Below are 22,066 nucleotides of genomic sequence, written 5' to 3'. Positions count from 1 at the left end.
ATCGGGTTCGTAGGTTCGAGTCCTACTCCCTCCACCATTTTAATTTCATATTCATCCAAATAGGGGTATAGTTTAATGGTAAAACTACGGTCTCCAAAACCGTCAATGTGGGTTCGATTCCTACTACCCCTGCTTTGATTATGGCGGTTGTGGCGAAGTGGTTAACGCACCGGATTGTGGTTCCGGCATTCGTGGGTTCGATTCCCATCAACCGCCCCATTTTTATCAAAAGAAAAGAAATCCCTAATTGGGCCATAGCCAAGCGGTAAGGCAACGGTTTTTGGTACCGTCATGCGCTGGTTCGAATCCAGCTGGCCCAGCCATCTGATGCGGGAGTAGTTCAGTGGTAGAACACCACCTTGCCAAGGTGGGGGTCGCGGGTTCGAATCCCGTCTCCCGCTCCATTAGATACATGAGACACATATTCAAGATGAGTTGAATATGATACAATCGTAATCGAAACTGATCTTATATGGCGGCATAGCCAAGCGGTAAGGCAGAGGACTGCAACTCCTTTATCACCGGTTCGATTCCGGTTGCCGCCTCCAATAAGACTATGCCGGTGTGGCGGAATTGGCAGACGCGCACGACTCAAAATCGTGTTCCTCACGGAGTGCCGGTTCGACCCCGGCCACCGGTACTAAAAAGTCGCATAAGGACGGTATCTACTAGCGTAGGTATCGTCCTTTTTTGCGTTTAATGGACGTATAAATGGTCGTGTGCCCATACGAGTGAGCGTTAAGCCCCGTTTTCCTAATTCGAGAGGAAAGCGGGGTTTTTTCTATGCGCAGAAATAGACGGGATAATCGACTATCCCCTTACGAAATTGACATCGTGGAACGGTCGCTAAAGGGCAAGGAGATGCCGTTTGACCAGGCGTTGCGGAAATTCCTGATCGATGGGGAGCGTAAAGCACTCCGAGAGTTCACGCTTCATTACTACCAGAAAGAATGTGAAGATTTTCGCCGTTACTTGGTACGTATGGAGAAGTCGTTAGATTTAAACCTAGTCGTACGCACCGATATCGACAATTACATCGATGATATGAAGCACGAACGGCACCTAAAGGTTGGAACAATCAATACGAAGCTACGAGCGATCCGTACGTTATTCAATTTCCTAAAGGACGGTAAGTACATCGATAAAAACCCGATGAAGAAGTATCCGTTGCTAAAGAATCGTAAAGCGAACATCGAGACGTTCAATTTAACGCAGTTAAAGCAACTACTTAACGCTCCAGACTTAAGGACCTTCACAGGTCAACGTGATTATACGTACTTACTTCTGTTGGTTGAGACGGGACTCCGGTTGAACGAAGCATCCGGAATACTCGTTGAAGACGTTAAGTTAAGCGAAGGTCAAATTTTCGTGAGAAATACGAAGAATCATTTGCATCGATATGTACCGATTCAATCGAAGATGAAAGAACAGCTAAAGCGTTATCTCCGTTTAAGAGGAACGTGCGAGACGGATCATCTATTCGTAACTATTGATGAAACGAGAATGACACGAAATGCTTTGCAGAGGATTGTCGCTAAACACGGAGCAAAGGCAGGTATTAAGGGTGTTCGATGCAGCCCTCACACTTTAAGGCATACATTTGCGAAACTCTCGGTTATGAATGGGGCAGGCGTATTTGAGCTTCAAAAGATACTCGGCCATTCCTCTATGGAAATGGTAAGAGTCTACGTCAACTTGTTCGGAAGCGAGGTAGCAGAGAAACATAAGGAATTTTCACCTTTAAAGGACTTGGATGTATAAATTTAGCCAATAAAAAGAGGCGCAACCGTCGAGCATACGAACTTGTCGCACCTCAACGATATGCACCCCATCGCCTATGGATAGCGTATCGAAAAAATGAGTGACTGTCAAATTCGGCAAGTCTGTCCATTTAAACAAACGTATGTTCGTATTTAGTTGTGCCTCTTTCGGGAGGACTATACGTAATGACCATCTACTTATCGAATTACCAAACGTTCAACTCAACGCAGGAATTAAATCATCATGTACGTCAGCACGAGAAAGAACATAGCGAGGAATTAACCGCAAGCCAACGTGAAGTCTTACGTTTCATTGCGAGATATTCGGTGAAATATGCGGGGGCAGCACATCTTAAAACGTCAACTATCGCTACAGGAGTCGACAAATCCGAAAGAACTATCAGACGTATTTTAAGACGACTAGAATCCCTTGAAATAATCGAGCGAGTTAGCACTCTTCGGAAAAAATCCGGAGGATCAGGGGCTAATATCATCGTGATTCTACCGTTTGCGGCACCCCGTATGTCCGACCGTGAAGTCACCGAGAAAGCAAGCGAGCAAACGGATAAGGCGAAGAATCGACAAAAAGAAACATTCACTAAGCGTGAAGAACCTAGTTATACAAACGATACGCTAAACACTCCGTTAGCACTAAAGAACTCGTTGCCTTGTAGGATTTACGAAGCAATCTCTCCGTTCTTTGACGGAAAGGACTTATACAGAACGGTAGGGACGTTATATAAGGCAAAGGCATCGGTTGATTCATCGATTCAAGCAGAGGATCACACGGAATACATTGACACTTTTCTCTCGTGTGTAAGACGTTACAAAGAAGGCAAGATACGCAATTTGCAAAGCTACTTGTACGCTTCTTGGAAGAAGGTAAGTCGTATGATTAAGTTGAAGGAAATGGCTCATATATATCTCTGATAGAAAAAACGCCACTTATAGAAGTAGCGTTAGTATTTACTATAGATTGTCAAGCATTTCTTCTAATTCTTCATCACTTAGTCTGTTAGTCCTTTTTTCATCTTGAAGAATTTCGGCTATACCAATTCTGAACTGTTGGATTAAATCTCTGTCCTGTTCAGTAATTTCTCTTACGTATTGTTTCTCACTTTTTCCGGGTTCTTTTATTTCTTGTTCTCGAATGTCTTTTTTGTAGACCTTCGGGATGACCTCGCCTTTTTTAGTCGGTTCTCTTCTTACTAAGCCTGTATCATTCGTTAAGTGGTACTCTTTACGTCTGCTTAACACAAAATGAGTACAGTATTGACCGGCATTATATTTAAAGTTCTTCACGGCTATGGCCTTTGGAACGAGCAGGATATCTTTACCGTTAATTACCAAGGGGCTTCGGTTACATTCTTCCCAACTATGAGTTTCGACATTCCAATAGTGCGCTAACTGTCTTTCTTCTTCGTTTATGTCAAATTCATACCTATCGCATTGCTCTGTGGTGTATTCAACAAGGTGCATTCTGATGATGTTTACCACTAGATCAGATAGTCTATCTTGTCCAAAATCTTCAACAAATACGTGGATATCTTCTAGACGCTCAATTAAGCCATTATCAATCATTTGTGCTTCAAGTATATTATCAAAAACTTTCTCAAGCATAGCAGCAGATGCTCCAGTTCCTTCCGGCGCATTTGTTGAAAGACCGAAGCAAATCTCATTTGGCTCTCGAGAATAATGAAATAATTCTTTTGCTTCTTCGTATTGATTGTGCTCATAAAGGTTGAGAATATGATTGAAAAAATCCTCAATTGTATTGGTTGCCTCTATAAACCAGGGTTCTTGAATTGTGTGAATCCAACATGGGTCTACGTATAATTCAATATCTCTCTCGATGTTTACATCGACAAAATCTAATTCGCTCTGCCTAGCATCTAATTCGAAAAACTCACTAACTCTCAATTAACCAACCTCCTATAATTAACTTAATAGTTAAATATTATCATATATTGTAATTAAATGTAATTATTAGGTGCTATAATTTTTATAATTTAACGGAGAGAAGTGATAATATCGTTGGAGGGTAACAACATACAATTCTATTCTACGGCTTCTCAAAAGGCGCATGACCGTAAGAAAGACCGTTACCTCCGAAGTAAAGGATGGAAGGTTATTCGTGTTAGTGGATCGAGGATTCATCGCAGTCTGCCGAGTGTGGTAAAGGGGATCAGCGAGGAGCTAACGAGACGGACGAATGTGTAAGCGTGTAAACCGGCATAATTCTTTATCGTGTTGAAGCAAATTCGAGCATATAGGAAGAAACTTGGGGAAAACGTACTTTAACGAGGTAAAGTGATGAAGTTGATGGTATACGAGAGTTTACATATTACGCAGTATTAACGGGCAACCCGTCCATGAGGCGAGCACCTCCGAAAATATCGAGGGGTCAGCACGTTGAACAACCGGAAACCACTCAAATCGTAAACATAGATTCGAATGTATGCTTTTATGTATTTCCATACGTTTGATTTACCGTATTGACAGCATTCATCGATTGACTGTTTGTTAAATGTATGGTATTGTTTATTTAACGTTAAAACCGTACATTCGAAAAGGGGTCGATTGAATGACTTATGCAGGCGGAAAAAAGGGCGACTTGGTCAACGTAGAACCATTACGTACACCTACGGAAATCAAAGAGTTTCGGGAGGCTTTGAAGCTATCGAAGCAAGCTGATCGGAACTTGTTACTGTTTAACCTCGGCATTAATACGGGGCTAAGGATCGGAGATATCGTGAAACTACGCATAGAGGACGTCAAAGGCGCTTCAAGTATCGTAGTATCTGAGGGGAAGACGAAGAAGCCTCGTAGGGTTCATTTGAACGCTATTATGGGCGACATAGCCGACTATTTATCCGATAAGCCTAACGAGGGTTGGCTCTTCCCTAGTCGTAAAGGAGACGGGCATATAACTCCTACGCAAGCCTATCGTGTCTATGCGAAGGCTGCGGAGTTGCTAGGACGTAATGACATCGGTACACACACGGGAAGGAAAACGTTTGGCTACCACTACTACCAACGTACAAAAGACGTAGCAACGTTGATGGAAATATTTAATCACTCGGATCAGGCGACGACTAAACGATACATCGGGATAACCGAGGATGAAATAGCGGACACGTTGAAGGACTTCCGACTATAACGTGTAATAACGAGGGCTAGCGAAGACACGTTAGTCCTCTTTTTCATGCGTTAATCCCCCCGGGGGCCTCTCGCCGGAACCCGCCCGCCGGGTGGACGAATATTTGCTATGAAATTTCATAAAGTCGGGGTATCGGTTTATGCAAGTGCTAAAATTGTAACACAACTGTAACAATACCCGTTAAGAACCGTCACGACAATGATTGTAGGCATTGACTCGGAAGAAGTGTCAGGGCTTTAGATGATACAGTGAATATACGTTAGCGCAGGGCAAAATAGACAGAGAAGTCGGTTTTAGCGGACGGGCTTTTCTGTATAACTCCTAAAAGAAAGAGATTGGAATAACCGAATATAACGATTCACAGCGTGGGGCTATGGAGTCCTACGCTGTATTAGATTACAGGGGGGCGCATTAAACGAGTCATATCTAATGAGCCAATCCTTTTATTTTTGCGGTTTGGTTCTTTATTGAGAACACGTTAAACGAGTCATTTTAAAGGAGGATATGCTTATGCAAGTTGTTGAATCCATCATAACCGTGGAGCAAGGTATCGAATATATCAATCTACTTGGAAGCAACGTCGAGACGCAATACAACGGACAGGGCAACGCTTTACTAATCGTTCAAAAAGGAGAGCCAAAGAAGCTAATCTACGAAGAAGCTAATAGTTTTCTATGCTCCGAAGAAGGGCTACGTAAAACCTTCGAATCAAACGGACTTGCATACGAAGAACTCAATCCGAAAAACGACGAAATTCTCATCGGGCATTGCGATGGTTTTCGCTTCTGCTTCCCGTTTCCTATTTACGGAAGGAATGTTCCGGTTGACCCGTTCTAAGGCGGAATGCCTATGAAGTCGTTCAATATCACAAAAACCATATTAAAAACAGCGTGGGGCTTCTGAGCCCTGCGCTGTATTTGTATATGGGGGTCCACGTTAAACGAGTCAATGAAACTTATTATCTGCTTATAGTCAAAAACTACCGCAACAAACGTCTTATTCACACCTAAGTAGAAGAAGATCTAAGGAGGTGAACTAGATGGAACGCAAAGTCATAATGTCGTTACACCTAGCCAATGAACTACTAACAAAAGGTTTCAGAATTATCGAAGTCAAGCCATCAACAAGGTACAAAGGAAAAGCGGTTTTCATCTTCGAAGCAACCTGCGAGTTTAAAGAAGAACTGACTGAAATAGCAATAAGGAAAGGTATCAAACTTTAAAGGAGCGATTTTCTCTATGAACCCCAATTACAATAATCCTTTCATCATCGAAAAAGGAGAGCATTACATTCCAAGTTTAAGCAGCTTACATCGAGTGTACACCCAACATCCCAATTTCAAACCCTCAACTAAGTTAGTCTACGAATTACTATTCGATTACTGGAACCCGGACTATGGCTACGCTTTCCCAACGATTCGGCAGTTAGAACGTGATAGTGGTTTAGGTGGATCAACAATCAAACGGCAAATTGAGACGTTAGTCAAACTTGACTTAGTCGAGAAACAGCGTTCAAGGACATACGGCAATAACGTGTACCGTGTAAAGAAGCCAGTTCAAACTTTGGACGAACTATACGCCAAATTCCCTGAAATTGAGGTCGAAGCAAAAGAGCGATTCCGTCGTATTGATAAAGCTGACAAAGCAGAGAAAGAGCGCAGGAAGGGACAAGAGGGTTCGCTTGGAGAGCATGAATCTTCGGAACTAGACGACGTCGAAGATGGCTGGTTCTAGCAAAAGGGTCATTTTGATACGTAGTCCAGATCATTTTGATACGTAGGTAGAGGTCGTTTCGGTACGTTATATAACTATACACGACATAACCGTACTAGATAACAATACATTAATCGTTCACTCGCTTACGCTCGTTCACTCAGTGGCTTTTCCTTACGGACAAACCCACAAATATAACCATGTCCGTTTATACGCATACAAATCCATGTCCGAATAGGTAAAACCATACGAGTTTAAACGAGTGCGAACGTTAATACGTCAACAAGCGCATACAAGTGCCCACTATAAACAACGAGAAGGGGATACGCAATGAGTTACGTAAAAGAAGTGCACGAACTAATTGATGACGGATTGAACGAAGAAACGGCGGTACAGGCTTTTCAGGTATTAACGCTAATATTTGACGAGGAGTTTTCCATACCTCACCTAGAGGAATTTCGTATGGAATTACGTCAATGGCAAAAACATAGACGCAAAAACTTTCGAAATATCATCGATAGGTTTGGAGAGAAGTATCCCTTTCCGATTGAATTGACGTGGAGAAACGTTAAGTTCAAGCCTAAACGAGTGAAAAGGTGTGCAATCTGCTCGAATTACTATTATGACGTTTCGAGGAATGGACGCAAGCTAACGTGCTTCAATAACGGAATATGTGAGCACGAATACGAAGTAAGAAGAAAACGAAAAGGGCCGGTTCTAGAGCCGATTTATCGCAGAAGAGTCGAAGAAGTTCCTCTAGATTTCTCGCCAGCCAAAGAAGATGCAAGGCAGCACGCACTTCTTTACGAGACGGAAATTACCGCATGGAGAAATGGAATCGGAAAGCTATAAAACTACGCAAACAAACGTCCGGTTCACTTATAAGTAGAGGGGAAGTGCAGAGTTAAGATTCATGTTCCGGTTGCACCACTATCCTGCCGGTGGGAGGGGCTTTAAATACATATGGGAGGTGAAGGGATGGAGAAGAACGAAGAACTGGCGCTATCTATTTACGCATTGGCGCTCTCAATCGCAGAACGAACCAGTAAGACTTATGCAAGCTACGAGCTAAGAGACGTCATTCAGAAGTTACACGGGAAGCTGGACTTAAATTAAAACGGGCAAAGGGATGGGATGAATAATGAGAGAAGAGCAAGAAGTTTATGAGGAAGTATTCGAAATACTAGCGAAGATTAAAGAAAAGGTAGACTTAATCGACAAACGGACGGAACGACTTGAAGCCAACCTAACGGATCAGCCGGAAGGACGTGTTAAGAATGCCTAAGAAAACCGACTTAACAAGGCAGAAGTTCGGCAGGTTGACGGTTATCGAGGAATCGGGACGGGCAGAAGGCAGCGGTCACATTAAATGGCTCTGTAAATGCGATTGTGGTAACGAAACAAGTGTTAGAGCCGATCATTTACGTTCAAACCATACGAAGTCATGCGGTTGTAAACGTAGACCTCACGGTATGCGGTGCACTCGTTTCTATCGTATATGGACATGCATGAAACAACGTGCAACCAACGAGAACGCTCAGAATTATAACGACTACGGTGGTCGAGGTATTATTCTTTGCCCACGTTGGCGGAAATTCGAGAACTTCCGTGACGACATGTACGAATCTTACGTAAAACATGTCGATCAGCACGGCGAATCTAATACGTCGATTGAACGGATGAACAACGACAAAAGGTACACACCGTGGAACTGTAGATTCGCAACGTGGGAAGAGCAAGCGAATAACCGAAGACCAAGAACAACGGAGGTTGAGGAGGCGTGAGTCAACTAATTTACACGGATAGACGCCGGTTAATCTCCAAGTTATTAAACGACGAGAAGTACGAGTTAGTTTCCGAAGTATATATGTCTAACGGTAAGCTGATAGCAGGACTCTTCCGAAGAAGGGAGGGTTCCAAGTGAGCTACTATCCGAAAGAAGAGCAAGAAACGTTATACCTCTACGACGCAACCGTTAAACACTGGAAGGTCCACTCGACTTTCCCGCCCCACATCCGTAAACTCCTCGATTATGCCACGGTGAATAACACAGAAAAAGACAAGGAAGGGAGAGTTATTCTAGTGGTAGGAAACGTTGATAGAAACCAGGTAAGGCTATTCAAACCCCGACTGTAAGGGGGTTTTTTGTGTTGTGTATGTACTCGAGACCTATACCATTCGTTACGAAACTGAAAGTCTACAAACGGGGTTATAACCTTGATATTTAACCGAAAACAAGCCGATTACGGCAATAAAACTGAAAGGGAGGAAAAAGATGAAGTGCTTACTAAAGATGACGGATCATTTCGCAAATAACGTCACTCGGACGACGTTCCTATCGGAGTCTCCAACGGGAGAGCGGCAAGAACTCCTGCCCTTATCGGGAGGCTTTAAAGCAACGTTGAACATCACAGACGAGGGCTACTCGATAATCAACGCTTATAACGAGAAGGTAGCCCGTGGAACGGAATCGGACGTATTCGAGGTAGTCGAAACGGCTAAGAAACGAGGTTTATCGTTGCAGCCGTTGTTAGTCGACGTAGACACACGAACAGAAAGCGAGCTAATGGAATTCGGCGAATTTGAGGAGAAGTACGGAGGTGCGGATATGGAACGAAAGAACCGAAGGAAGTTTCGAGCGTATCGGATAAAGGACGAAGACTACACGGCTATCGGGATCATCGAGTACGACCGTCATTAAACTTATCAGATAGCGAGTTTCTACTACCCGAAGCAACTAACGAACAGAGAAGCGCTGGGGGCACTCGGGGACTACGTGGAGGAGCGTTTAGACGAAACCGATTACGGAATACTTCAAGCGTCTAAGTTCAGAATCAACGAAAGCTACGCAAGTCCATACCTCGGGAGAATCCGATTTAACCCAACGAAAGCAACCTTTAAGATGCACGAGGCAAAGGCGTTAGCAGAGGACGCCGTTAAACGAGAGGGAAGCGTCAAGGAGACGTTCGAAAGGGAAGGATTTACGGGAGGTGTAGGATGTGTTTCGTAAAAAAGGAAAAGTCGAAGCGATAGATAACGAAGCTGACGGCATGGTACTCGTTACTATCCATGTGGATCGTTTGAACCGGAAAGAACGAGAGGTACGGATCAAAGTATTCGAGCGAGGGCGTGGGGAGGTCGTATTACAAGCCGACTATCTAACGACTCAGAGCGAAATCTACGCTTTCTACTCCGCCCAGGACATCGTAAAGCAATTCATCCGAGAGAACGACTTGGTTTTAGACACGGAGACGACTAACGTAGACTTGCCGACAGTACAAACACTTAAAACTAAGAGGAGTCGATAGAATGAGCGAAGAAAAGATGTTCACCCAGGAAGACGTAGATAGAATCGTACAAGAGCGATTGAAGAGAGCACGAGCTAAGGCGGAAAGGGAACGAGAGGAAGCCCAAGCTGAACTGGATGCGAGACTCCCCGACTATAAGGAGTTGTACTTTTCTGAGTTAAAATACCTCAAGTTGCTAAAGGCGGGGTTTCCGATGGAAAAGGCTGAGCGTGCTACGAAATATATTCACGACGGGACACCGGAAGAAGTAGAACGACAGGCTAAGGAGTTAGCTGAGCATGCAGGTCATTCCAAGCAGACGAAAACCAGCGAAAAACAACCGAAGGGGAAATGGAATCCGTTTTAAGGGGTGATCGGGGCAAACGAAAATAACTAATACTAACGAAAAGGGGTAATGATTAATGGAAAAACGAATCTTCATGTTTGAGAGTAACGGTGATTATGAGCAACACGGAGTCTATAAACTAGACGGAAAAGAGGCTACCAAGCTAGTAAGCGATGAAAAAGCTACGGAAATTGAACTCGGGGAGTACGAAAACTACCGAAAACGAGCGGAAAAGCTAACGAAGGCATTCAAGAAAGCTGAGAAGAAGGTAAAAGAGAGCGACAATCCCCTACACACGAAAGACTTCAAAGACTACGAGCTCGCCAAGATGAAGGAAGAATACGTTTCGGATAGCAAGGCTTTAAAGGCGGAGTACAACGAGTACCGAGACAAGGCAATCGAAGAAGCTCGGCAGAAGTCGGCACAAGCGAGAATCATCGTTACTGAGTCGGACAAGCAAATGGCAGAACAACTTGCAAATCGGTTAGCTTTAGAAGCTCAAGTTGCAGTAAGTGACCGAGATAAGGCGGAGCTCGTCGACAAGGCAAAGGAAAACATCGGGAGGCTAACAGACGAGCAAAAGACGGCTATGCAGGGATCAATCGGTAAGGTTCTCAGTTACCTAGACGACCGAAAGAAACGTGAACTAATTCAAAAAGTTCGTGACATCCGGAACATGGACTTATTAGCTGAAAAAGCAGCGGAACAGTTGCCGTTAAGCCCCACGTTGGAATACGACCGAATCCGGTTAGTTAGACGTTGGGACTAAATTAAGGTAACGAATTAATACGAAAACAGGCGGGGTAAACGACGCCCCGCCGAAAAGGAGCGGTTACATGATAAATCCAAACTTAACGCAGATAAAAGTACGAACCCAGACGGTGAGCACCACGGAGGAATACAACGAGCTTCAACAAGCCGTTAAGCAGCAAGGCGGAAGAATCGTCGAGACAACCCCGTTAAGGAACGGAGGAATCAGCGTAAAGATCGAGTTAACGGAGAGGCGTCCTGATTAAGGGGCGTCTTTTTCTATTATCTAACCCTCTTCTTCTTTTTCTTTTGGGTAGCAGGTTTTAAGACCTCAGTCTTGTAATGTAAACTAGCTACATCAAGGTTAGCTGTCATGAACGGCCACTTTATTTGTCTGTTGTCTGCGAACTTCCAAATTAGTCTGAACTCTCTTTGATACTCATATCTCTTGTCTTTTACGAAGTATGGTTTGTGAATTAGAGTTTCACCTTCCCTTTCAGTCAGGTCTTTAAAATGATACTTCTGTTCTCTTTTAGGGAGGTAAACACATTCTCCAGCATCGTGAAAGACTATTCCACTTTTGGCTAACTCAGCTTCCAGATGTTTAAAAAATTGCGGAAAGTTATAAATGGTTTGTAATCCAGAACCGAATGCTCTCTGGATATTAGGTTTTCTTTCAAGGGAGACACAGTAAACGAAGTAGTTGTTATCGATGTTGTCGGTGATAAAATTTGAATTTTCGAAGGTTATAGTAGCTTTATCTCTAATATGAATCCTATGCGAGTTTAGAATCTCCTTTTCTTTAGACGTTTGACTTTGAGCCTCTATCGTCAAGTCGTCAACTGCAATATTAGTCCGACTTTTTCCCTCAAAGTCATCTCCAATTTCAGAACCGTAAATGGTTTCTGAGTAGTCTTTCAAAGGAGTAATTCGAATAGAGTGAGTTGCCTCTAATTTCTTCAACCACTTTTCCTTCATATACTTGTAGGCTTTTGTAGGTAGGTGCTCAGTGTTCATATTATTACCTCCACGTTTTTTGTCGGGTGGAACTAACTACATAATAGCAAATATTTGGAAGTTTAAGAATAGATTATGAGGAAGGAAATTCCTTATTGTTATCGAATACAGTAAAAGTATGAAGGAGGCACTTGTTATCATGGGACTATTCGAACTACTTAAGAAAGCGTTCAAAGAATCGACTCTACCGAAGTCTGCCGAGAAGATAACGGTTAAGCCAACCATTGAGGTAAGGAAAAGATACGACAAGGAAACGAAACGTTACGACGATGAACAATCCCAAAACAAGTCGTTCTCTACGAAGGATTCGATATTTGAAAGGCAAGTGGACCGTAACTTAAATGGAATCGAACTTGAGAAAGAGGGAAACGTTGATGATGCGATAAGTCTCTACGAGCTGAATATTGCTGAACGTTTCGAGGGGAATCACCCATACGATAGCCTTGCGAGCATTTATCGGGAAAGGAAACAGTATGACGAGGAGATACGGGTTCTTGAACGAGCGATAGAAGTATTTGCAGAGTTAGAGCTTACGTCTCCACGGCAAGATGTCACACCTAAGTTACAGAGGTTCCGGGAGAGGCTAGAGCAAACTAAGGATATAAAAGAGGTCTCTACGGAAAAACTATCTAACGGCTTGTTTCCGGGGGAGGTTATCCTTATTGACTGGATTTCGGGAAAGCCTCAAAATGTTCGCATTCCTCGTTTCTTCTACGAAAGATACGGAGTCAATGCGGAGGAATCGTTAAAGAAGCTCGTTAAGGAAGGTTACCTCACGGAAGGAACGCCTTTTGACTCGCTTGTTTCGCTTACAATTCCCGAGTTGAAAGAGCTATTGAGGACGAAGCAGCTAAAAGTAGGCGGGAAGAAAGCCGAGCTCATTTCGAGAATAAGGGAGCACTTTACTGAGGAAGAAGTCAAGTCGTTAGTTGGCGATAACCCTGTTTTAACCATCGCTCCAAAAGGCGAAGCAACGCTAAATGAATTTTACTACATAGTCCCAGCGCATCGTCATCCTTCTAGTGACGGAGCTTACAACGTGGCAAGTGCGATAAGGCACGTTAAGAAATTCGACTACAACCCCCCAAACGGTGATATCTCGTTTACTCTTATTCATGAACAGGTCGGAAAACATGCGATTAATCGTAAATACGGGTTAATGCGTAACAGTATCCGTTGCCTCGCCGAGCAATTAGAACGGGAGAATCGATATGACGACGCTCTTTTCCATTACTTGCGTGTGTTTATCTCCGAGGCTAGCGGAATGTGGAACGGGAATCGCTTATCGCTTGTCAGGAACCTATTGATAGACTGGTTTCCCTCGTATAAGCCCGTCAAAGGATTAGCGGAAAGGTTAGAAATGAGCGATAAGGAACTACGGGATATGTTCGACTATACGTGGGGAAGGACACGAGGAGAGCTCTCGTACCATTACCTTACTAAAGACGAGTGCTATCGATGCCTTCAACTTGCGATGGAAAAGAACGAAAAGGAGCTCGAGAACTTATACAATCACGCTTACGAACGTTTGAAAGCGGAGCATGACGATGACTCTTTCTATAAGGCATACGGTGTTTACTTCCCATTCGATCATAACGAGAGGTTTGGTTCCTATTAACGGCGGGGCAGCGTTGCCTCCTACGTACAGTCCCGCATCCCTACTCTTCCTAACGGTGAACTTCGAAAATTTATCCATGGACAAATAAAGATAATTAAAACGGGGATTTATGATGTAGGAGACGATTATTAAAGTAGGATATTGGAATTAAAGAATTTCTACCTATCAATGCACCAAAGAAATGAGAGGAGTGAGGCATAATGTCTTTTTTGTTCGGTACTCCGAATGCAAATCAGTCTATTTTGGTATTATTATCAGGGTTTGGAAAGGTTTTAGGTTGGATAACACTTAAAATTATTGGAGGTCTCTTGATAGGTATTTCAGGCTTTATCGGGGCACTTTTAATATATAGATACCTTAATTATCATAAAATCCTTAGAAGGGACATAAAGGATGAAATCACATCATTTTTAAGAACCTGTAATGGGGAAATGGAAAAAGGTACATGTTACACCATAAATACTAAAGAACATCCTGATGGAATAAGTTTGGATAAAAAAATATACCCCACTACAAAAGCCATCACTCAACGGGTTAGATTGAACGAAGAACTTTTTGATAACAACAAGTGGGGGTTCAAATATGATGAGGAATTCATAAATGGTGTGCTTGAAGAAATGTTATTTGAAGGATGTGTTTCCTGTTTATACAACAAAGACACACACGAGATAGAAGGTTGGCAATATAGCATAGGAGCTGAACGTAATGAAAAGGTTTCATATTTAAGTTTGAGACCAGTAAAAGTTACTAAAGAAGGAAAGCTTATAGATATAAACAAAGGTAAACGAACTTTGTCCATTCATAATGACCATATCTTTGAGATAGGTGTCTGGGGAAGAAGAATTTTTATCGCTGATTCAGATAGATGGGTAACCCTTAAATGCAATTTTAAATGGGAAGCTAATATTCTCTATAATAAAATTGAAAACATCCGTAAAGAAATAGATGTACAATACCTTGAATAAACGGCGTAATTGCTTAGCTTTCCTTTTCTCTATGCGGTAAAAGAGGAAGTAGACATAGCGTTATTGAATTATATCTCGACTGATTATTGTTGTCGATGGTATAACAGAAGTGCGCAATTCATATGGTGACTCACACATCCTTCTGAAGAAATCATTAAAAGACATCACTCCTTATTAGTGGTTTATTCTGCTAAGCCACTAGTAAAGTGAATTTCGGATTGTTTGGACTCTTCGAATGGGCATTCTCGTTTTTTTTTTGACAGAGAGCGTCTCTCGTTAAACTCTCGTCAATTCCTTGCAAGTAAGCGGTCAACCCCGTATAATGAACGATAGGAAAACGGGTTGCACCAGTCGTATGCTAGTTAACCCGTCCAATGAGCGAATAAATGTACCGAATGCCCATCGTTAAAGCACTCGTAGCGAAGTTTTTAACGTAAGGGACTCTCGAATCGACTCAAAATCGTGTTCCTCACGGAGTGCCGGTTCGACCCCGGCCACCGGTACTAAAACCGAAACATTAAAAGACTCCAACAGAGATGTTGGGGTCTTTTTGTTATTTCAAGCAATTTCCTTTTCTTTCGCAATCGTCTAACAAACAATGCTACGATAATAACGCACGGCTTAAAATCGTGTGCTTACCACTGAAAATACTGATGCAGAGAGCTAAGGACATCTCTAAATAATAGAGAGGGGGATTAGTAATGAATAAAGCACTAGTAACTGCTGGTATAGTAACCTCTGTGGTTATTATAATGACCATTCTCATAAAAAATGGAATAAATGATTCCCAAGATGAAGAAGCCTCATGTCATGATCGGTTCTGCAGCTTTGAAGATCTAAAGCAGGTGTATCAAGAAGACGAAGATTGGGAGATTCAAACACGCGATGCTTCAAGCAATAAGCTGTTAGTCAGCGCCATTCATGGCGGAGGCATTGAGCGAGTCACTTCACAGGTGGCTGATCACATTGCTGGTGATCGTTATAATTTTTACACCTTTAAAGGCAAACTAAGTTCGGGTAACTTTGATAACCTACATATAACTTCTACTCATTTCGATGAGCCAGCAGTTTTAAGAATGGTGAGTGCTGTGGATCATCATATTTCTATACATGGTACTAAGGGTGAAGTGCCAAAAACACTTCTAGGGGGCTTAAATAAGGATTTAAAAGAATTGATAGCCACCAGCTTAGAACAAAACGGGTTCACGGTTGAAGAAGCTCCTGAAGACTTGGATGGTGATCATCCTAAGAATATCGTGAATCTATCCAAAACTGGACAAGGTGTGCAATTGGAATTGACGACAGCGCAAAGGAAAGCCTTCTTTAAAAATGGAAAGATCGATTATAGTTCGAGAAGCGATCCATCAAATCAGACAGCTGCCTTCGATCATTATGTGAAAGCGATCCAGTCAGCTATAGAGGAATATGAAGAGATTTAAAAAAGCTATTGGAGAGAACCCTCTTCCAATAGCTTTTTTGCTTAGCGGAGTTAATTAAAGTGAAACCTGGATGTGCTTGAATGCTTCCACATCAAATAACCCCGTATCCGTAAGCTTTAAGGATGGAATGACGGGCAGGGTCAAAAAGGATAACGTCAAAAATGGATTAAATGCGTCTGTAAAACCTAACGAAGCCAGGGCTTTTTTGATGGTCTTCAGTCCTTTATTAACTGTTGTGAAATCCTGATCGGACATCAGGCCGGCAATCGGCAGTGGGAGGGAAGCAATGACTTGCGTGTTTTTGATAACAACCAGGCCGCCTTGCATTTCCTTCAGCTCTTGGATGGCTGCCATTAAATCTTGATCATTTGTCCCTGCTGCGACGATGTTATGTGAGTCATGTGCAATAGAGGTAGCAATTGCTCCTTCTTTTAATCCGAAACCTTTGACGATCCCGGCCCCTACATTACTTGTCATTGAATGTCTTTCTACCACAATCATTTTTAATTGATCATTTTCTATTGATGGAGAAAACATACCATCTTTCAGTTCGACCTCTTCGACAATTTTGTTCGTCTTCAACTGATTTGGGTTGATTTCAATTATATTCGCTTTCTTTCCATCACTAATTGGGATAGCCATGTTTTCCTCACTTAGATCCTTAAATTGTACAGTGGATGTAATGGCTGGGGAAGGGGCTTTTTTTGAACCATTATGACCAAGGTATGTTTCATTTTGAGCAACCAGCTTGCCTCTTTTATACACTTCAGATATTTTTACGGATTCAAGATCGTCTACCATTAAAAAGTCTGCATCATAACCGGGAGCTAAAGCTCCTTTATGGTTTAACCCATAACACTCGGCGGCATTCAAGGAGGCCATTTGGTACGCCTGAAGAGGGGATACTCCTGCTTGAATCGCTAAACGAATATGATGATCAATACTTCCTTCGTCAGTGAGTTCATCGAGATGCTTATCATCTGTGCAGAACAGACATCTTCTAGCGTTCGCTGGCGTCACGACACTGATCAGGTTAGATAGATCCTTCGCTACAGACCCTTCTCGTATGAGCAGGTACATGCCTCGTCTTAAACGGTCTGTTGCATCCTCTAAGGTGTTGCATTCATGGTCCGTGCTGACGCCAGCTGCACGGTAGACGTTAATGGCGTTTGTTTCAAGACCAGCTAAATGCCCATCAATTTTGCCGCCTGCGCTTTGAGCCATCATAATTTTATCTACCATTGAATCTTCTCCAGCGGCTAAGGAGGGGTAATCCATTACTTCTGCTAGGCCGAGCACTCTTTCGTTCTTAAGAAAAGGTTGCAAATCCTTTGCTTTCAGGACTGCTCCGGCATTTTCAAAAGGTGTAGAAGGGACGCAAGAGGGAAGCATAAAATAAACGTCCAGTGGCAGGTGGTTGGAGTCATCAATCATGAATTCGATTCCTTTTTGACCGAGGACATTAGCGATTTCATGAGGATCAGTAACCACTGAAGTGACACCGTGCGGGAGTACGACTTTGGCGAATTCAGAAGGAGGGACCATAGAAGATTCAATATGGACGTGGCCATCGATGAAGGAGGGGCAAACATAGCGTCCTTTTGCATCAATCGTTTCTTTACCTTCATATTGGCCCAGCCCCACGATTTTTCCATTGGAGAGAGCAATGTCCGTATCCAGCCATTCTAAGTTGAAAACGTCTAAGATACGGCCGTTTTTAATGACGACGTCAGCAGGTGTACTTTTACTGGCGATTTCAATATCTTTTTTTAACTCGTCTTTACTAGGACTCATAAGATCTCTCCTTTTAGAGTAGAGGCAATTGTCTATACTAGTAGAAATGATTAATAGTGATTCTATACGTCTGTCTGTACTTTTGTCAATCCAGTGGGGGGTGACGAAATGTACGAAATTCATTCTCATTTGTTCCGTTCTGGTTTATTATAGAGAGGATGATTATAGTTTACACGATAAAAGGAAGGTTTGTATGTCGACAATGGAAGAGAACATTACGCGGATCCAGTTAGGTGAAAAAGAGTTGATCCTGATTGGAACGGCGCACGTATCGAAGCAAAGTGCTGAACAGGTGAAACAAGTCATTGAAGATGAGCAGCCTGATTCAGTATGTGTAGAATTAGATGAGCAACGATATCAATCCATCAAAAACGGCGATCAATGGAAGAACACCGATATATTTCAAGTAATTAAACAAAAGAAGGCTTCCCTTCTGTTAATGAACCTGGCTATTTCGTCTTTCCAAAAACGAATGGCGAAACAATTCGGCATCCAGGCTGGTCAGGAAATGATTCAAGGAATTGAATCAGCTGAGAAAACCGGGGCAAAGCTTGTTCTTGCTGATCGTAATATCCAAACAACGTTCGCCAGGATCTGGGGTAATATTGGATTTTCAGGAAAAGCGAAACTCCTTCTTTCCATTATCTACAGTATATTCAGTAATGAAACGATCTCAGAAGAAGAGCTAGAAAAAATGAAATCCCAGGACATGCTGGATGGGATGCTGAAAGACCTGACAGATAATTTTCCAACTTTAAAGAAGCCGCTTATAGATGAGCGAGATCAGTATTTGGCGCAAAAAATTAAAAAGGCACCAGGCAGCAAAGTAGTAGCTGTCCTGGGGGCGGCCCACGTTCCTGGTATTAAAGAAGAGATCCATAAAGATCATGATCTGAAAAAGCTGACGAAGCGACCGCCGAAATCGAAATGGCCAAAGATCATTGGCTGGTCGATTCCGATTTTGATCATCTCGATTATTGCTTATACGTTTTTAGCAAACCCTGAAGCAGGCACACAGCAAACGATCAGCTGGGTATTGTGGAATGGAACATTCTCTGCAGTTGGAACTGCAGCGGCACTCGCCCATCCACTTGCTATTTTGACCGCTTTTGTAGCGGCACCGATTACGTCACTCAATCCGTTGATTGCAGCTGGCTGGTTTGCCGGTTTTGTACAAGCGTATTTCCGCAGGCCGAATGTAGCGGACTTTGATACACTATCTGAAGATGTAACAAGTGTTAAAGGCTTTTGGCGTAACAAAGTGACAAGAATTCTGCTTGTCGTCATCTTAGCGAACATCGGAAGCTCTCTCGGAACATTCATTGGTGGAGCGGACGTGATCCGATTGTTTTTTGAAAATCTATAAGATAGAAGAGAGAGCTTAACTTCAGCTCTCTCTTTTTTGTTTCCTTTAGTAGAAAGAAGAATGATCAATACCAAAAATAAAAGACTTTTCCCGTTTAGAATGAGGATGGAAGCTTACACATTAAGCGTCCATCCTATTTGTTAAGGAAGAAAATAGACGATTGTTCATGGTTTATTTACAATATTTACACCAAATGTTACGATTATATTACAATTGATTACAAGATTTAGACTTTTTAAAATATCGGGATAGTTAACTTAAAAAATGGAATTTCCTCACGAAATGAAGGAGGCACTACCGTTCTTGATGGCCTCTATTGAATTCCTTTTTAACCAGTTAACACATCCAACATATAAAAAAGGATGACCGTGTATGAGTAATTTTATAAAAGGGACTTCCATTATTGGTGTTATTGTTATCGGTATTGGCATATGGCAAATAACAGTGAATGATGGGATCGGGCAAAATAAAACAGCGGAAAAAATGGAACAGACAGAGGAGAAGACTGATGAGACTCATTATCAGACTGTAACGGTACAGTCAGAAGAGGGACAATCGGAAAACTTGAAGCGGCCGGATTATAGTGGTCAAACTCTTGTTAAGGATAACGTAGTGGCATCAATAAAAAGTATGATTAAAGAAGATCAGCAAATAAGAGAGTTGATTCATAAAATCGGAGAAGATAGAATCCAGGATGATTTGGCGTACGGAGTTCATAGTTATGATTGGAGCAAACTTGATAACGACAACGAAGAAAAGCAGCAATGGATTGATCAACTCATTGAGTTATCGGATCATAAAAAACTGAATGAAATGGCGGAGGAAGCAAGTGTAAACTTTTCTAAATCACTTCTGCAAAAAGATTTAAACTATTATTTTGAAGCGACAAAGAAATTTCAATATTTACGTATGAAATTGTGATTGGAATGACCGCAAATTCTCTATATTAAAATAATATTTACATATTTTTCCTACTTTTCTCTTAGGAGATTTTTTTAGAAAATGTCGAGGGATTCGTTCCTTTTATACCGGGCCCCCTAAGCCTCTTGGTATTTTTTGTTTATTTTGCTCAGATTAAGTTTTCTTCCTTACTTAGGCGGGGACATAACCTATGAAATATCATTAAGGAGGTTATGGAATTGTCCATGGCATTAAAAGAAAGGTTAAATTCTTCCAGTCTGGAAAATTTGCGTCAGGTGGCTGTTCTGGAATTTACGGATGAAGTTTTTGAGTCTGATAACTATTGCTCGCTTGAGGTATTAACTCCGGATGAACACCAACTGTTTATCGTGAATCGAAACGACCGGACACTGACAATTCTTGGTATTTCAAAAGACATGGCAGTTACAAAGGAAACGTTGTTTACACAAAGAATCATTTCTATGAAAGAATGGTTTGTGGATTACAGCATGTCAGACAATACACCTCCTCGAAAGCTTGAAATTGAGTTGATGGGCGGAAGAACGCTTTTAATTGAACCTGGACTATCGACGTCACAAGAGAAAAATTACAAGAAGCCGGAATTCTCCAACCAAGTCAATGAAGACTTTGAGCGCCTCATTGCTGCCTTGAAAAATACGGTTATCTTATAATTAAGATATAATCAAAAGAGCCTTTGCTAAGGCTCTTTTTTTTTTGGATGAGTGTTGTCCTGTGGTTAGCACTTTGATAAGTTATGCCTTGGTCTTCTGTAATTGGGCAGTGGAATGGATGGGACTTGTGAAGGCAACACTGCTTGTTATCAACGGGAACACAACTAAGATTTAAACGCCGATCTGGAAAATCAATCTCTGCATAATCGAGAGCGTTTTGGTTACATTAAAAGGTAACACCGTGCAACCCACTCTTAATTTTAAACCTCCTTACTAATTTCCTAACGCTTCCATTGCAGCAACATCTGTGAAATAGCGGTGAATGCAAATTGTGGAGGTGAGGGGTTTGGATGCAAACACATTATTAGAATTCATAAGACTCTCCATCGATGTTCTCAACTTCCTGGCATTCCTCATATTCTCAACCATTTTCGTATTCAAATCGAAGCAAAGCTAAAAAAGCTGCCATCTTGGCAGCTTTTTTAGCTTGGGTTTTAGGTTTATTTATCTCAGGAGGAAAAGAGACCTTCTATAAAAAGGAGTAGTAAATACCTGTAGAAAGTAAATACAAAGTGAATAAACTGAGGACAACGATGGTAAGTATAAAATTCTTTTTTGAAAAGGAAACGACGATCGCATTGTTGGGATCAAAAATATAACTCCAAAAAAACAATCCTAATACACCGAGCATACCGATTCCGAGGAACAGATTAATCATACCGGGCCTCCTTTTTTGCAAAATCTCTTACTTTTTTATACGCAAAAAAGAAAAGAAAGGTTTCAGTCAGAAGAAATTTGTGAATAGGTACATATGGACTAGGTTACTTTGAAGACGTCCTCAGTATAATAGGAATAACTTTTTAGTCTAGTCGTCTATGTAAATAAAAGATTAATTTTTCGACAAAAAATCGTAAATTTCGTGTTGCATCGATAGAATTCGGTTGTTATAATTACAAATGTACTTCCGAGAGAGGTACAGAAATTACCTTAATATGAAAAAACTACAAAGTGCGGGTGTAGTTTAATGGTAAAACCTCAGCCACGAGCATTTACTTCACCGAGTAAACTGCGAGTTGCTTCGACGGATACACTACCATGAATAAACTAGCAGAGGAAGAAGCATGGTTTGGAAACAGTCCAGACACAGCTAATGAATACTTACAAAGTGCGGGTGTAGTTTAATGGTAAAACCTCAGCCTTCCAAGCTGATGACGAGGGTTCGATTCCCTTCACCCGCTCCATTACTTTCTGTGTAGAGAG

28 protein-coding genes and 8 tRNA genes (1 of these 36 only partly in view) are annotated in these 22,066 nt (G+C 42.0%); 32 read left to right on the top strand and 4 right to left on the bottom strand.

Translation table 11 applies throughout. From position 1 onward, the window contains the following. From HM131_RS15950 to HM131_RS15910, 9 genes are all read left to right on the top strand, one after another. Nucleotides 1-37, top strand: a tRNA-Tyr gene (locus tag HM131_RS15950) (it extends 49 nt beyond the left edge of the window). Nucleotides 38-61: 24 nt separating this feature from the next. After that, nucleotides 62-132 (top strand) — tRNA-Trp (locus HM131_RS15945). An 11-nt stretch (nucleotides 133-143) separates the two neighbouring features. Further along, a tRNA-His gene (locus HM131_RS15940) sits at nucleotides 144-219 on the top strand. A 29-nt stretch (nucleotides 220-248) separates the two neighbouring features. Next, nucleotides 249-323: transfer RNA gene (locus HM131_RS15935), tRNA-Gln, on the top strand. Nucleotides 324-329: 6 nt separating this feature from the next. Beyond that, nucleotides 330-404, top strand: a tRNA-Gly gene (locus tag HM131_RS15930). Nucleotides 405-474: 70 nt separating this feature from the next. Continuing rightward, a tRNA-Cys gene (locus tag HM131_RS15925) sits at nucleotides 475-548 on the top strand. A 10-nt stretch (nucleotides 549-558) separates the two neighbouring features. Further along, nucleotides 559-640 (top strand) — tRNA-Leu (locus tag HM131_RS15920). A gap of 143 nt (nucleotides 641-783) precedes the next feature. Further along, nucleotides 784-1,761, top strand: a complete 978-nt coding sequence (locus HM131_RS15915) for a tyrosine-type recombinase/integrase (protein ID WP_085030705.1) — start codon at nucleotides 784-786, stop codon at nucleotides 1,759-1,761. 185 nt (nucleotides 1,762-1,946) lie between these two features. After that, nucleotides 1,947-2,690, top strand: a complete 744-nt coding sequence (locus HM131_RS15910; protein ID WP_085030704.1) for a helix-turn-helix domain-containing protein — start codon at nucleotides 1,947-1,949, stop codon at nucleotides 2,688-2,690. Nucleotides 2,691-2,729: 39 nt separating this feature from the next. Here the strand turns inward: HM131_RS15910 and HM131_RS15905 are convergent, their stop codons facing one another. Further along, entirely contained in the window at nucleotides 2,730-3,680 is a 951-nt protein-coding gene (locus HM131_RS15905) for a hypothetical protein (RefSeq protein WP_085030703.1), read from the bottom strand. A gap of 102 nt (nucleotides 3,681-3,782) precedes the next feature. Here HM131_RS15905 and HM131_RS15900 point away from each other — a divergent pair, with 102 nt between their 5' ends. From HM131_RS15900 to HM131_RS15835, 16 genes are all read left to right on the top strand, one after another. Beyond that, nucleotides 3,783-3,980, top strand: coding sequence for a DUF559 domain-containing protein (locus tag HM131_RS15900; RefSeq protein WP_085030702.1), 198 nt, complete (start codon nucleotides 3,783-3,785; stop codon nucleotides 3,978-3,980). 364 nt (nucleotides 3,981-4,344) lie between these two features. Then, entirely contained in the window at nucleotides 4,345-4,920 is a 576-nt protein-coding gene (locus tag HM131_RS15895; RefSeq protein ID WP_085030701.1) for a tyrosine-type recombinase/integrase, read from the top strand. 510 nt (nucleotides 4,921-5,430) lie between these two features. Next, the gene (locus HM131_RS15890; RefSeq protein ID WP_085030700.1) at nucleotides 5,431-5,757 is read left to right on the top strand and encodes a hypothetical protein; all 327 of its coding nucleotides are present in this window, start codon (nucleotides 5,431-5,433) and stop codon (nucleotides 5,755-5,757) included. Between the two features lie 202 nt (nucleotides 5,758-5,959). Then, a complete protein-coding gene (locus HM131_RS15885; RefSeq protein ID WP_085030699.1) occupies nucleotides 5,960-6,142 on the top strand; it encodes a DUF5659 domain-containing protein in 183 nt (60 codons plus the stop codon). A 16-nt stretch (nucleotides 6,143-6,158) separates the two neighbouring features. Beyond that, entirely contained in the window at nucleotides 6,159-6,653 is a 495-nt protein-coding gene (locus HM131_RS15880; protein ID WP_085030698.1) for a helix-turn-helix domain-containing protein, read from the top strand. Nucleotides 6,654-6,962: 309 nt separating this feature from the next. After that, nucleotides 6,963-7,484 carry a hypothetical protein gene (locus HM131_RS15875; RefSeq protein ID WP_085030697.1) on the top strand — a complete coding sequence of 174 codons (522 nt, stop codon included), beginning with the start codon at nucleotides 6,963-6,965 and terminating at the stop codon, nucleotides 7,482-7,484. Between the two features lie 126 nt (nucleotides 7,485-7,610). Then, complete coding sequence (locus HM131_RS20785; protein WP_157130849.1) at nucleotides 7,611-7,748, top strand: hypothetical protein; 138 nt, start codon at nucleotides 7,611-7,613, stop codon at nucleotides 7,746-7,748. Nucleotides 7,749-7,773: 25 nt separating this feature from the next. Further along, nucleotides 7,774-7,917 (top strand): hypothetical protein, encoded by a 144-nt coding sequence (locus HM131_RS20780; protein WP_157130848.1) that lies wholly within the window; start codon nucleotides 7,774-7,776, stop codon nucleotides 7,915-7,917. After that, nucleotides 7,910-8,416: a hypothetical protein gene (locus tag HM131_RS21125; RefSeq protein WP_085030696.1), complete on the top strand. Its 507-nt coding sequence runs from the start codon at nucleotides 7,910-7,912 to the stop codon at nucleotides 8,414-8,416. The genes HM131_RS20780 and HM131_RS21125 overlap by 8 nt, the downstream gene beginning before the upstream one ends. A gap of 136 nt (nucleotides 8,417-8,552) precedes the next feature. Then, a complete protein-coding gene (locus HM131_RS15865; RefSeq protein WP_085030695.1) occupies nucleotides 8,553-8,768 on the top strand; it encodes a hypothetical protein in 216 nt (71 codons plus the stop codon). Nucleotides 8,769-8,907: 139 nt separating this feature from the next. Then, nucleotides 8,908-9,333, top strand: a complete 426-nt coding sequence (locus HM131_RS15860; RefSeq protein WP_085030694.1) for a hypothetical protein — start codon at nucleotides 8,908-8,910, stop codon at nucleotides 9,331-9,333. Nucleotides 9,334-9,408: 75 nt separating this feature from the next. Then, on the top strand, nucleotides 9,409-9,642 hold the full coding sequence (locus tag HM131_RS15855) for a hypothetical protein (RefSeq protein WP_085030693.1): 234 nt from the start codon (nucleotides 9,409-9,411) through the stop codon (nucleotides 9,640-9,642). After that, nucleotides 9,632-9,940: a hypothetical protein gene (locus HM131_RS15850; RefSeq protein ID WP_085030692.1), complete on the top strand. Its 309-nt coding sequence runs from the start codon at nucleotides 9,632-9,634 to the stop codon at nucleotides 9,938-9,940. Before HM131_RS15855 ends, HM131_RS15850 begins: the two co-directional genes overlap by 11 nt. Nucleotide 9,941: 1 nt before the next feature. Continuing rightward, the gene (locus tag HM131_RS15845) at nucleotides 9,942-10,286 is read left to right on the top strand and encodes a hypothetical protein (RefSeq protein WP_085030691.1); all 345 of its coding nucleotides are present in this window, start codon (nucleotides 9,942-9,944) and stop codon (nucleotides 10,284-10,286) included. A 55-nt stretch (nucleotides 10,287-10,341) separates the two neighbouring features. Then, on the top strand, nucleotides 10,342-11,034 hold the full coding sequence (locus HM131_RS15840; RefSeq protein WP_085030690.1) for a hypothetical protein: 693 nt from the start codon (nucleotides 10,342-10,344) through the stop codon (nucleotides 11,032-11,034). A gap of 67 nt (nucleotides 11,035-11,101) precedes the next feature. Continuing rightward, complete coding sequence (locus HM131_RS15835) at nucleotides 11,102-11,281, top strand: hypothetical protein (RefSeq protein ID WP_085030689.1); 180 nt, start codon at nucleotides 11,102-11,104, stop codon at nucleotides 11,279-11,281. 16 nt (nucleotides 11,282-11,297) lie between these two features. Here HM131_RS15835 and HM131_RS15830 read toward each other — a convergent pair whose 3' ends face one another. Further along, nucleotides 11,298-12,032: a hypothetical protein gene (locus HM131_RS15830; protein ID WP_085030688.1), complete on the bottom strand. Its 735-nt coding sequence runs from the start codon at nucleotides 12,030-12,032 to the stop codon at nucleotides 11,298-11,300. A 139-nt stretch (nucleotides 12,033-12,171) separates the two neighbouring features. On the opposite strand from HM131_RS15830, the gene HM131_RS15825 reads away from it, so the two are divergent. The 3 genes from HM131_RS15825 (at nucleotide 12,172) to HM131_RS15815 (ending at nucleotide 16,054) form a co-directional block, all read left to right on the top strand. Further along, nucleotides 12,172-13,650, top strand: coding sequence for an SAP domain-containing protein (locus HM131_RS15825; protein ID WP_085030687.1), 1,479 nt, complete (start codon nucleotides 12,172-12,174; stop codon nucleotides 13,648-13,650). Nucleotides 13,651-13,850: 200 nt separating this feature from the next. Next, nucleotides 13,851-14,615: a hypothetical protein gene (locus tag HM131_RS15820; RefSeq protein ID WP_085030686.1), complete on the top strand. Its 765-nt coding sequence runs from the start codon at nucleotides 13,851-13,853 to the stop codon at nucleotides 14,613-14,615. Between the two features lie 701 nt (nucleotides 14,616-15,316). Beyond that, complete coding sequence (locus HM131_RS15815; protein WP_085030685.1) at nucleotides 15,317-16,054, top strand: poly-gamma-glutamate hydrolase family protein; 738 nt, start codon at nucleotides 15,317-15,319, stop codon at nucleotides 16,052-16,054. A gap of 54 nt (nucleotides 16,055-16,108) precedes the next feature. Here HM131_RS15815 and ade read toward each other — a convergent pair whose 3' ends face one another. Next, nucleotides 16,109-17,848 carry an adenine deaminase gene (gene ade, locus HM131_RS15810; protein ID WP_085030684.1) on the bottom strand — a complete coding sequence of 580 codons (1,740 nt, stop codon included), beginning with the start codon at nucleotides 17,846-17,848 and terminating at the stop codon, nucleotides 16,109-16,111. A 193-nt stretch (nucleotides 17,849-18,041) separates the two neighbouring features. Here ade and HM131_RS15805 point away from each other — a divergent pair, with 193 nt between their 5' ends. The 3 genes from HM131_RS15805 to HM131_RS15795 all read left to right on the top strand — a co-directional run bounded on the left by HM131_RS15805 (nucleotide 18,042) and on the right by HM131_RS15795 (nucleotide 20,806). After that, nucleotides 18,042-19,214, top strand: coding sequence for a TraB/GumN family protein (locus tag HM131_RS15805; protein WP_085030683.1), 1,173 nt, complete (start codon nucleotides 18,042-18,044; stop codon nucleotides 19,212-19,214). A 372-nt stretch (nucleotides 19,215-19,586) separates the two neighbouring features. Further along, a complete protein-coding gene (locus HM131_RS15800) occupies nucleotides 19,587-20,135 on the top strand; it encodes a hypothetical protein (RefSeq protein WP_085030682.1) in 549 nt (182 codons plus the stop codon). Nucleotides 20,136-20,359: 224 nt separating this feature from the next. Continuing rightward, on the top strand, nucleotides 20,360-20,806 hold the full coding sequence (locus HM131_RS15795; RefSeq protein ID WP_232324953.1) for a hypothetical protein: 447 nt from the start codon (nucleotides 20,360-20,362) through the stop codon (nucleotides 20,804-20,806). 529 nt (nucleotides 20,807-21,335) lie between these two features. Here HM131_RS15795 and HM131_RS15790 read toward each other — a convergent pair. After that, nucleotides 21,336-21,524 carry a hypothetical protein gene (locus HM131_RS15790; protein WP_085030680.1) on the bottom strand — a complete coding sequence of 63 codons (189 nt, stop codon included), beginning with the start codon at nucleotides 21,522-21,524 and terminating at the stop codon, nucleotides 21,336-21,338. A 449-nt stretch (nucleotides 21,525-21,973) separates the two neighbouring features. Here HM131_RS15790 and HM131_RS15785 point away from each other — a divergent pair. Beyond that, a tRNA-Gly gene (locus HM131_RS15785) sits at nucleotides 21,974-22,047 on the top strand. Nucleotides 22,048-22,066 lie beyond the last annotated feature (19 nt).

The organism is Halobacillus mangrovi (assembly GCF_002097535.1).
In the GTDB taxonomy this organism is placed as follows: Bacteria; Bacillota; Bacilli; order Bacillales; family Halobacillaceae; genus Halobacillus; species Halobacillus mangrovi_A.
Note: the sequence above shows the minus strand (reverse complement) of the source record. Positions and strands in the feature narration are given on the sequence as shown.

Excerpts from the sequence above, each read along its gene's own strand:
- HM131_RS15915 (WP_085030705.1), top strand. The coding sequence starts at position 784 with ATGCGCAGAAATAGACGGGATAATCGACTATCCCCTTACGAAATTGAC.
- HM131_RS15910 (WP_085030704.1), top strand. The coding sequence starts at position 1,947 with ATGACCATCTACTTATCGAATTACCAAACGTTCAACTCAACGCAGGAA.
- HM131_RS15815 (WP_085030685.1), top strand. The coding sequence starts at position 15,317 with ATGAATAAAGCACTAGTAACTGCTGGTATAGTAACCTCTGTGGTTATT.
- HM131_RS15800 (WP_085030682.1), top strand. The coding sequence starts at position 19,587 with ATGAGTAATTTTATAAAAGGGACTTCCATTATTGGTGTTATTGTTATC.
- HM131_RS21125 (WP_085030696.1), top strand. The coding sequence starts at position 7,910 with ATGCCTAAGAAAACCGACTTAACAAGGCAGAAGTTCGGCAGGTTGACG.
- HM131_RS15860 (WP_085030694.1), top strand. The coding sequence starts at position 8,908 with ATGAAGTGCTTACTAAAGATGACGGATCATTTCGCAAATAACGTCACT.
- ade (WP_085030684.1), bottom strand. The coding sequence starts at position 17,848 with ATGAGTCCTAGTAAAGACGAGTTAAAAAAAGATATTGAAATCGCCAGT.
- HM131_RS15835 (WP_085030689.1), top strand. The coding sequence starts at position 11,102 with ATGATAAATCCAAACTTAACGCAGATAAAAGTACGAACCCAGACGGTG.
- HM131_RS15875 (WP_085030697.1), top strand. The coding sequence starts at position 6,963 with ATGAGTTACGTAAAAGAAGTGCACGAACTAATTGATGACGGATTGAAC.
- HM131_RS15805 (WP_085030683.1), top strand. The coding sequence starts at position 18,042 with ATGTCGACAATGGAAGAGAACATTACGCGGATCCAGTTAGGTGAAAAA.
- HM131_RS15895 (WP_085030701.1), top strand. The coding sequence starts at position 4,345 with ATGACTTATGCAGGCGGAAAAAAGGGCGACTTGGTCAACGTAGAACCA.
- HM131_RS15880 (WP_085030698.1), top strand. The coding sequence starts at position 6,159 with ATGAACCCCAATTACAATAATCCTTTCATCATCGAAAAAGGAGAGCAT.
- HM131_RS15820 (WP_085030686.1), top strand. The coding sequence starts at position 13,851 with ATGTCTTTTTTGTTCGGTACTCCGAATGCAAATCAGTCTATTTTGGTA.
- HM131_RS15830 (WP_085030688.1), bottom strand. The coding sequence starts at position 12,032 with ATGAACACTGAGCACCTACCTACAAAAGCCTACAAGTATATGAAGGAA.
- HM131_RS15825 (WP_085030687.1), top strand. The coding sequence starts at position 12,172 with ATGGGACTATTCGAACTACTTAAGAAAGCGTTCAAAGAATCGACTCTA.
- HM131_RS20780 (WP_157130848.1), top strand. The coding sequence starts at position 7,774 with ATGAGAGAAGAGCAAGAAGTTTATGAGGAAGTATTCGAAATACTAGCG.
- HM131_RS20785 (WP_157130849.1), top strand. The coding sequence starts at position 7,611 with ATGGAGAAGAACGAAGAACTGGCGCTATCTATTTACGCATTGGCGCTC.
- HM131_RS15845 (WP_085030691.1), top strand. The coding sequence starts at position 9,942 with ATGAGCGAAGAAAAGATGTTCACCCAGGAAGACGTAGATAGAATCGTA.
- HM131_RS15790 (WP_085030680.1), bottom strand. The coding sequence starts at position 21,524 with ATGATTAATCTGTTCCTCGGAATCGGTATGCTCGGTGTATTAGGATTG.
- HM131_RS15840 (WP_085030690.1), top strand. The coding sequence starts at position 10,342 with ATGGAAAAACGAATCTTCATGTTTGAGAGTAACGGTGATTATGAGCAA.
- HM131_RS15795 (WP_232324953.1), top strand. The coding sequence starts at position 20,360 with ATGGCATTAAAAGAAAGGTTAAATTCTTCCAGTCTGGAAAATTTGCGT.
- HM131_RS15885 (WP_085030699.1), top strand. The coding sequence starts at position 5,960 with ATGGAACGCAAAGTCATAATGTCGTTACACCTAGCCAATGAACTACTA.
- HM131_RS15890 (WP_085030700.1), top strand. The coding sequence starts at position 5,431 with ATGCAAGTTGTTGAATCCATCATAACCGTGGAGCAAGGTATCGAATAT.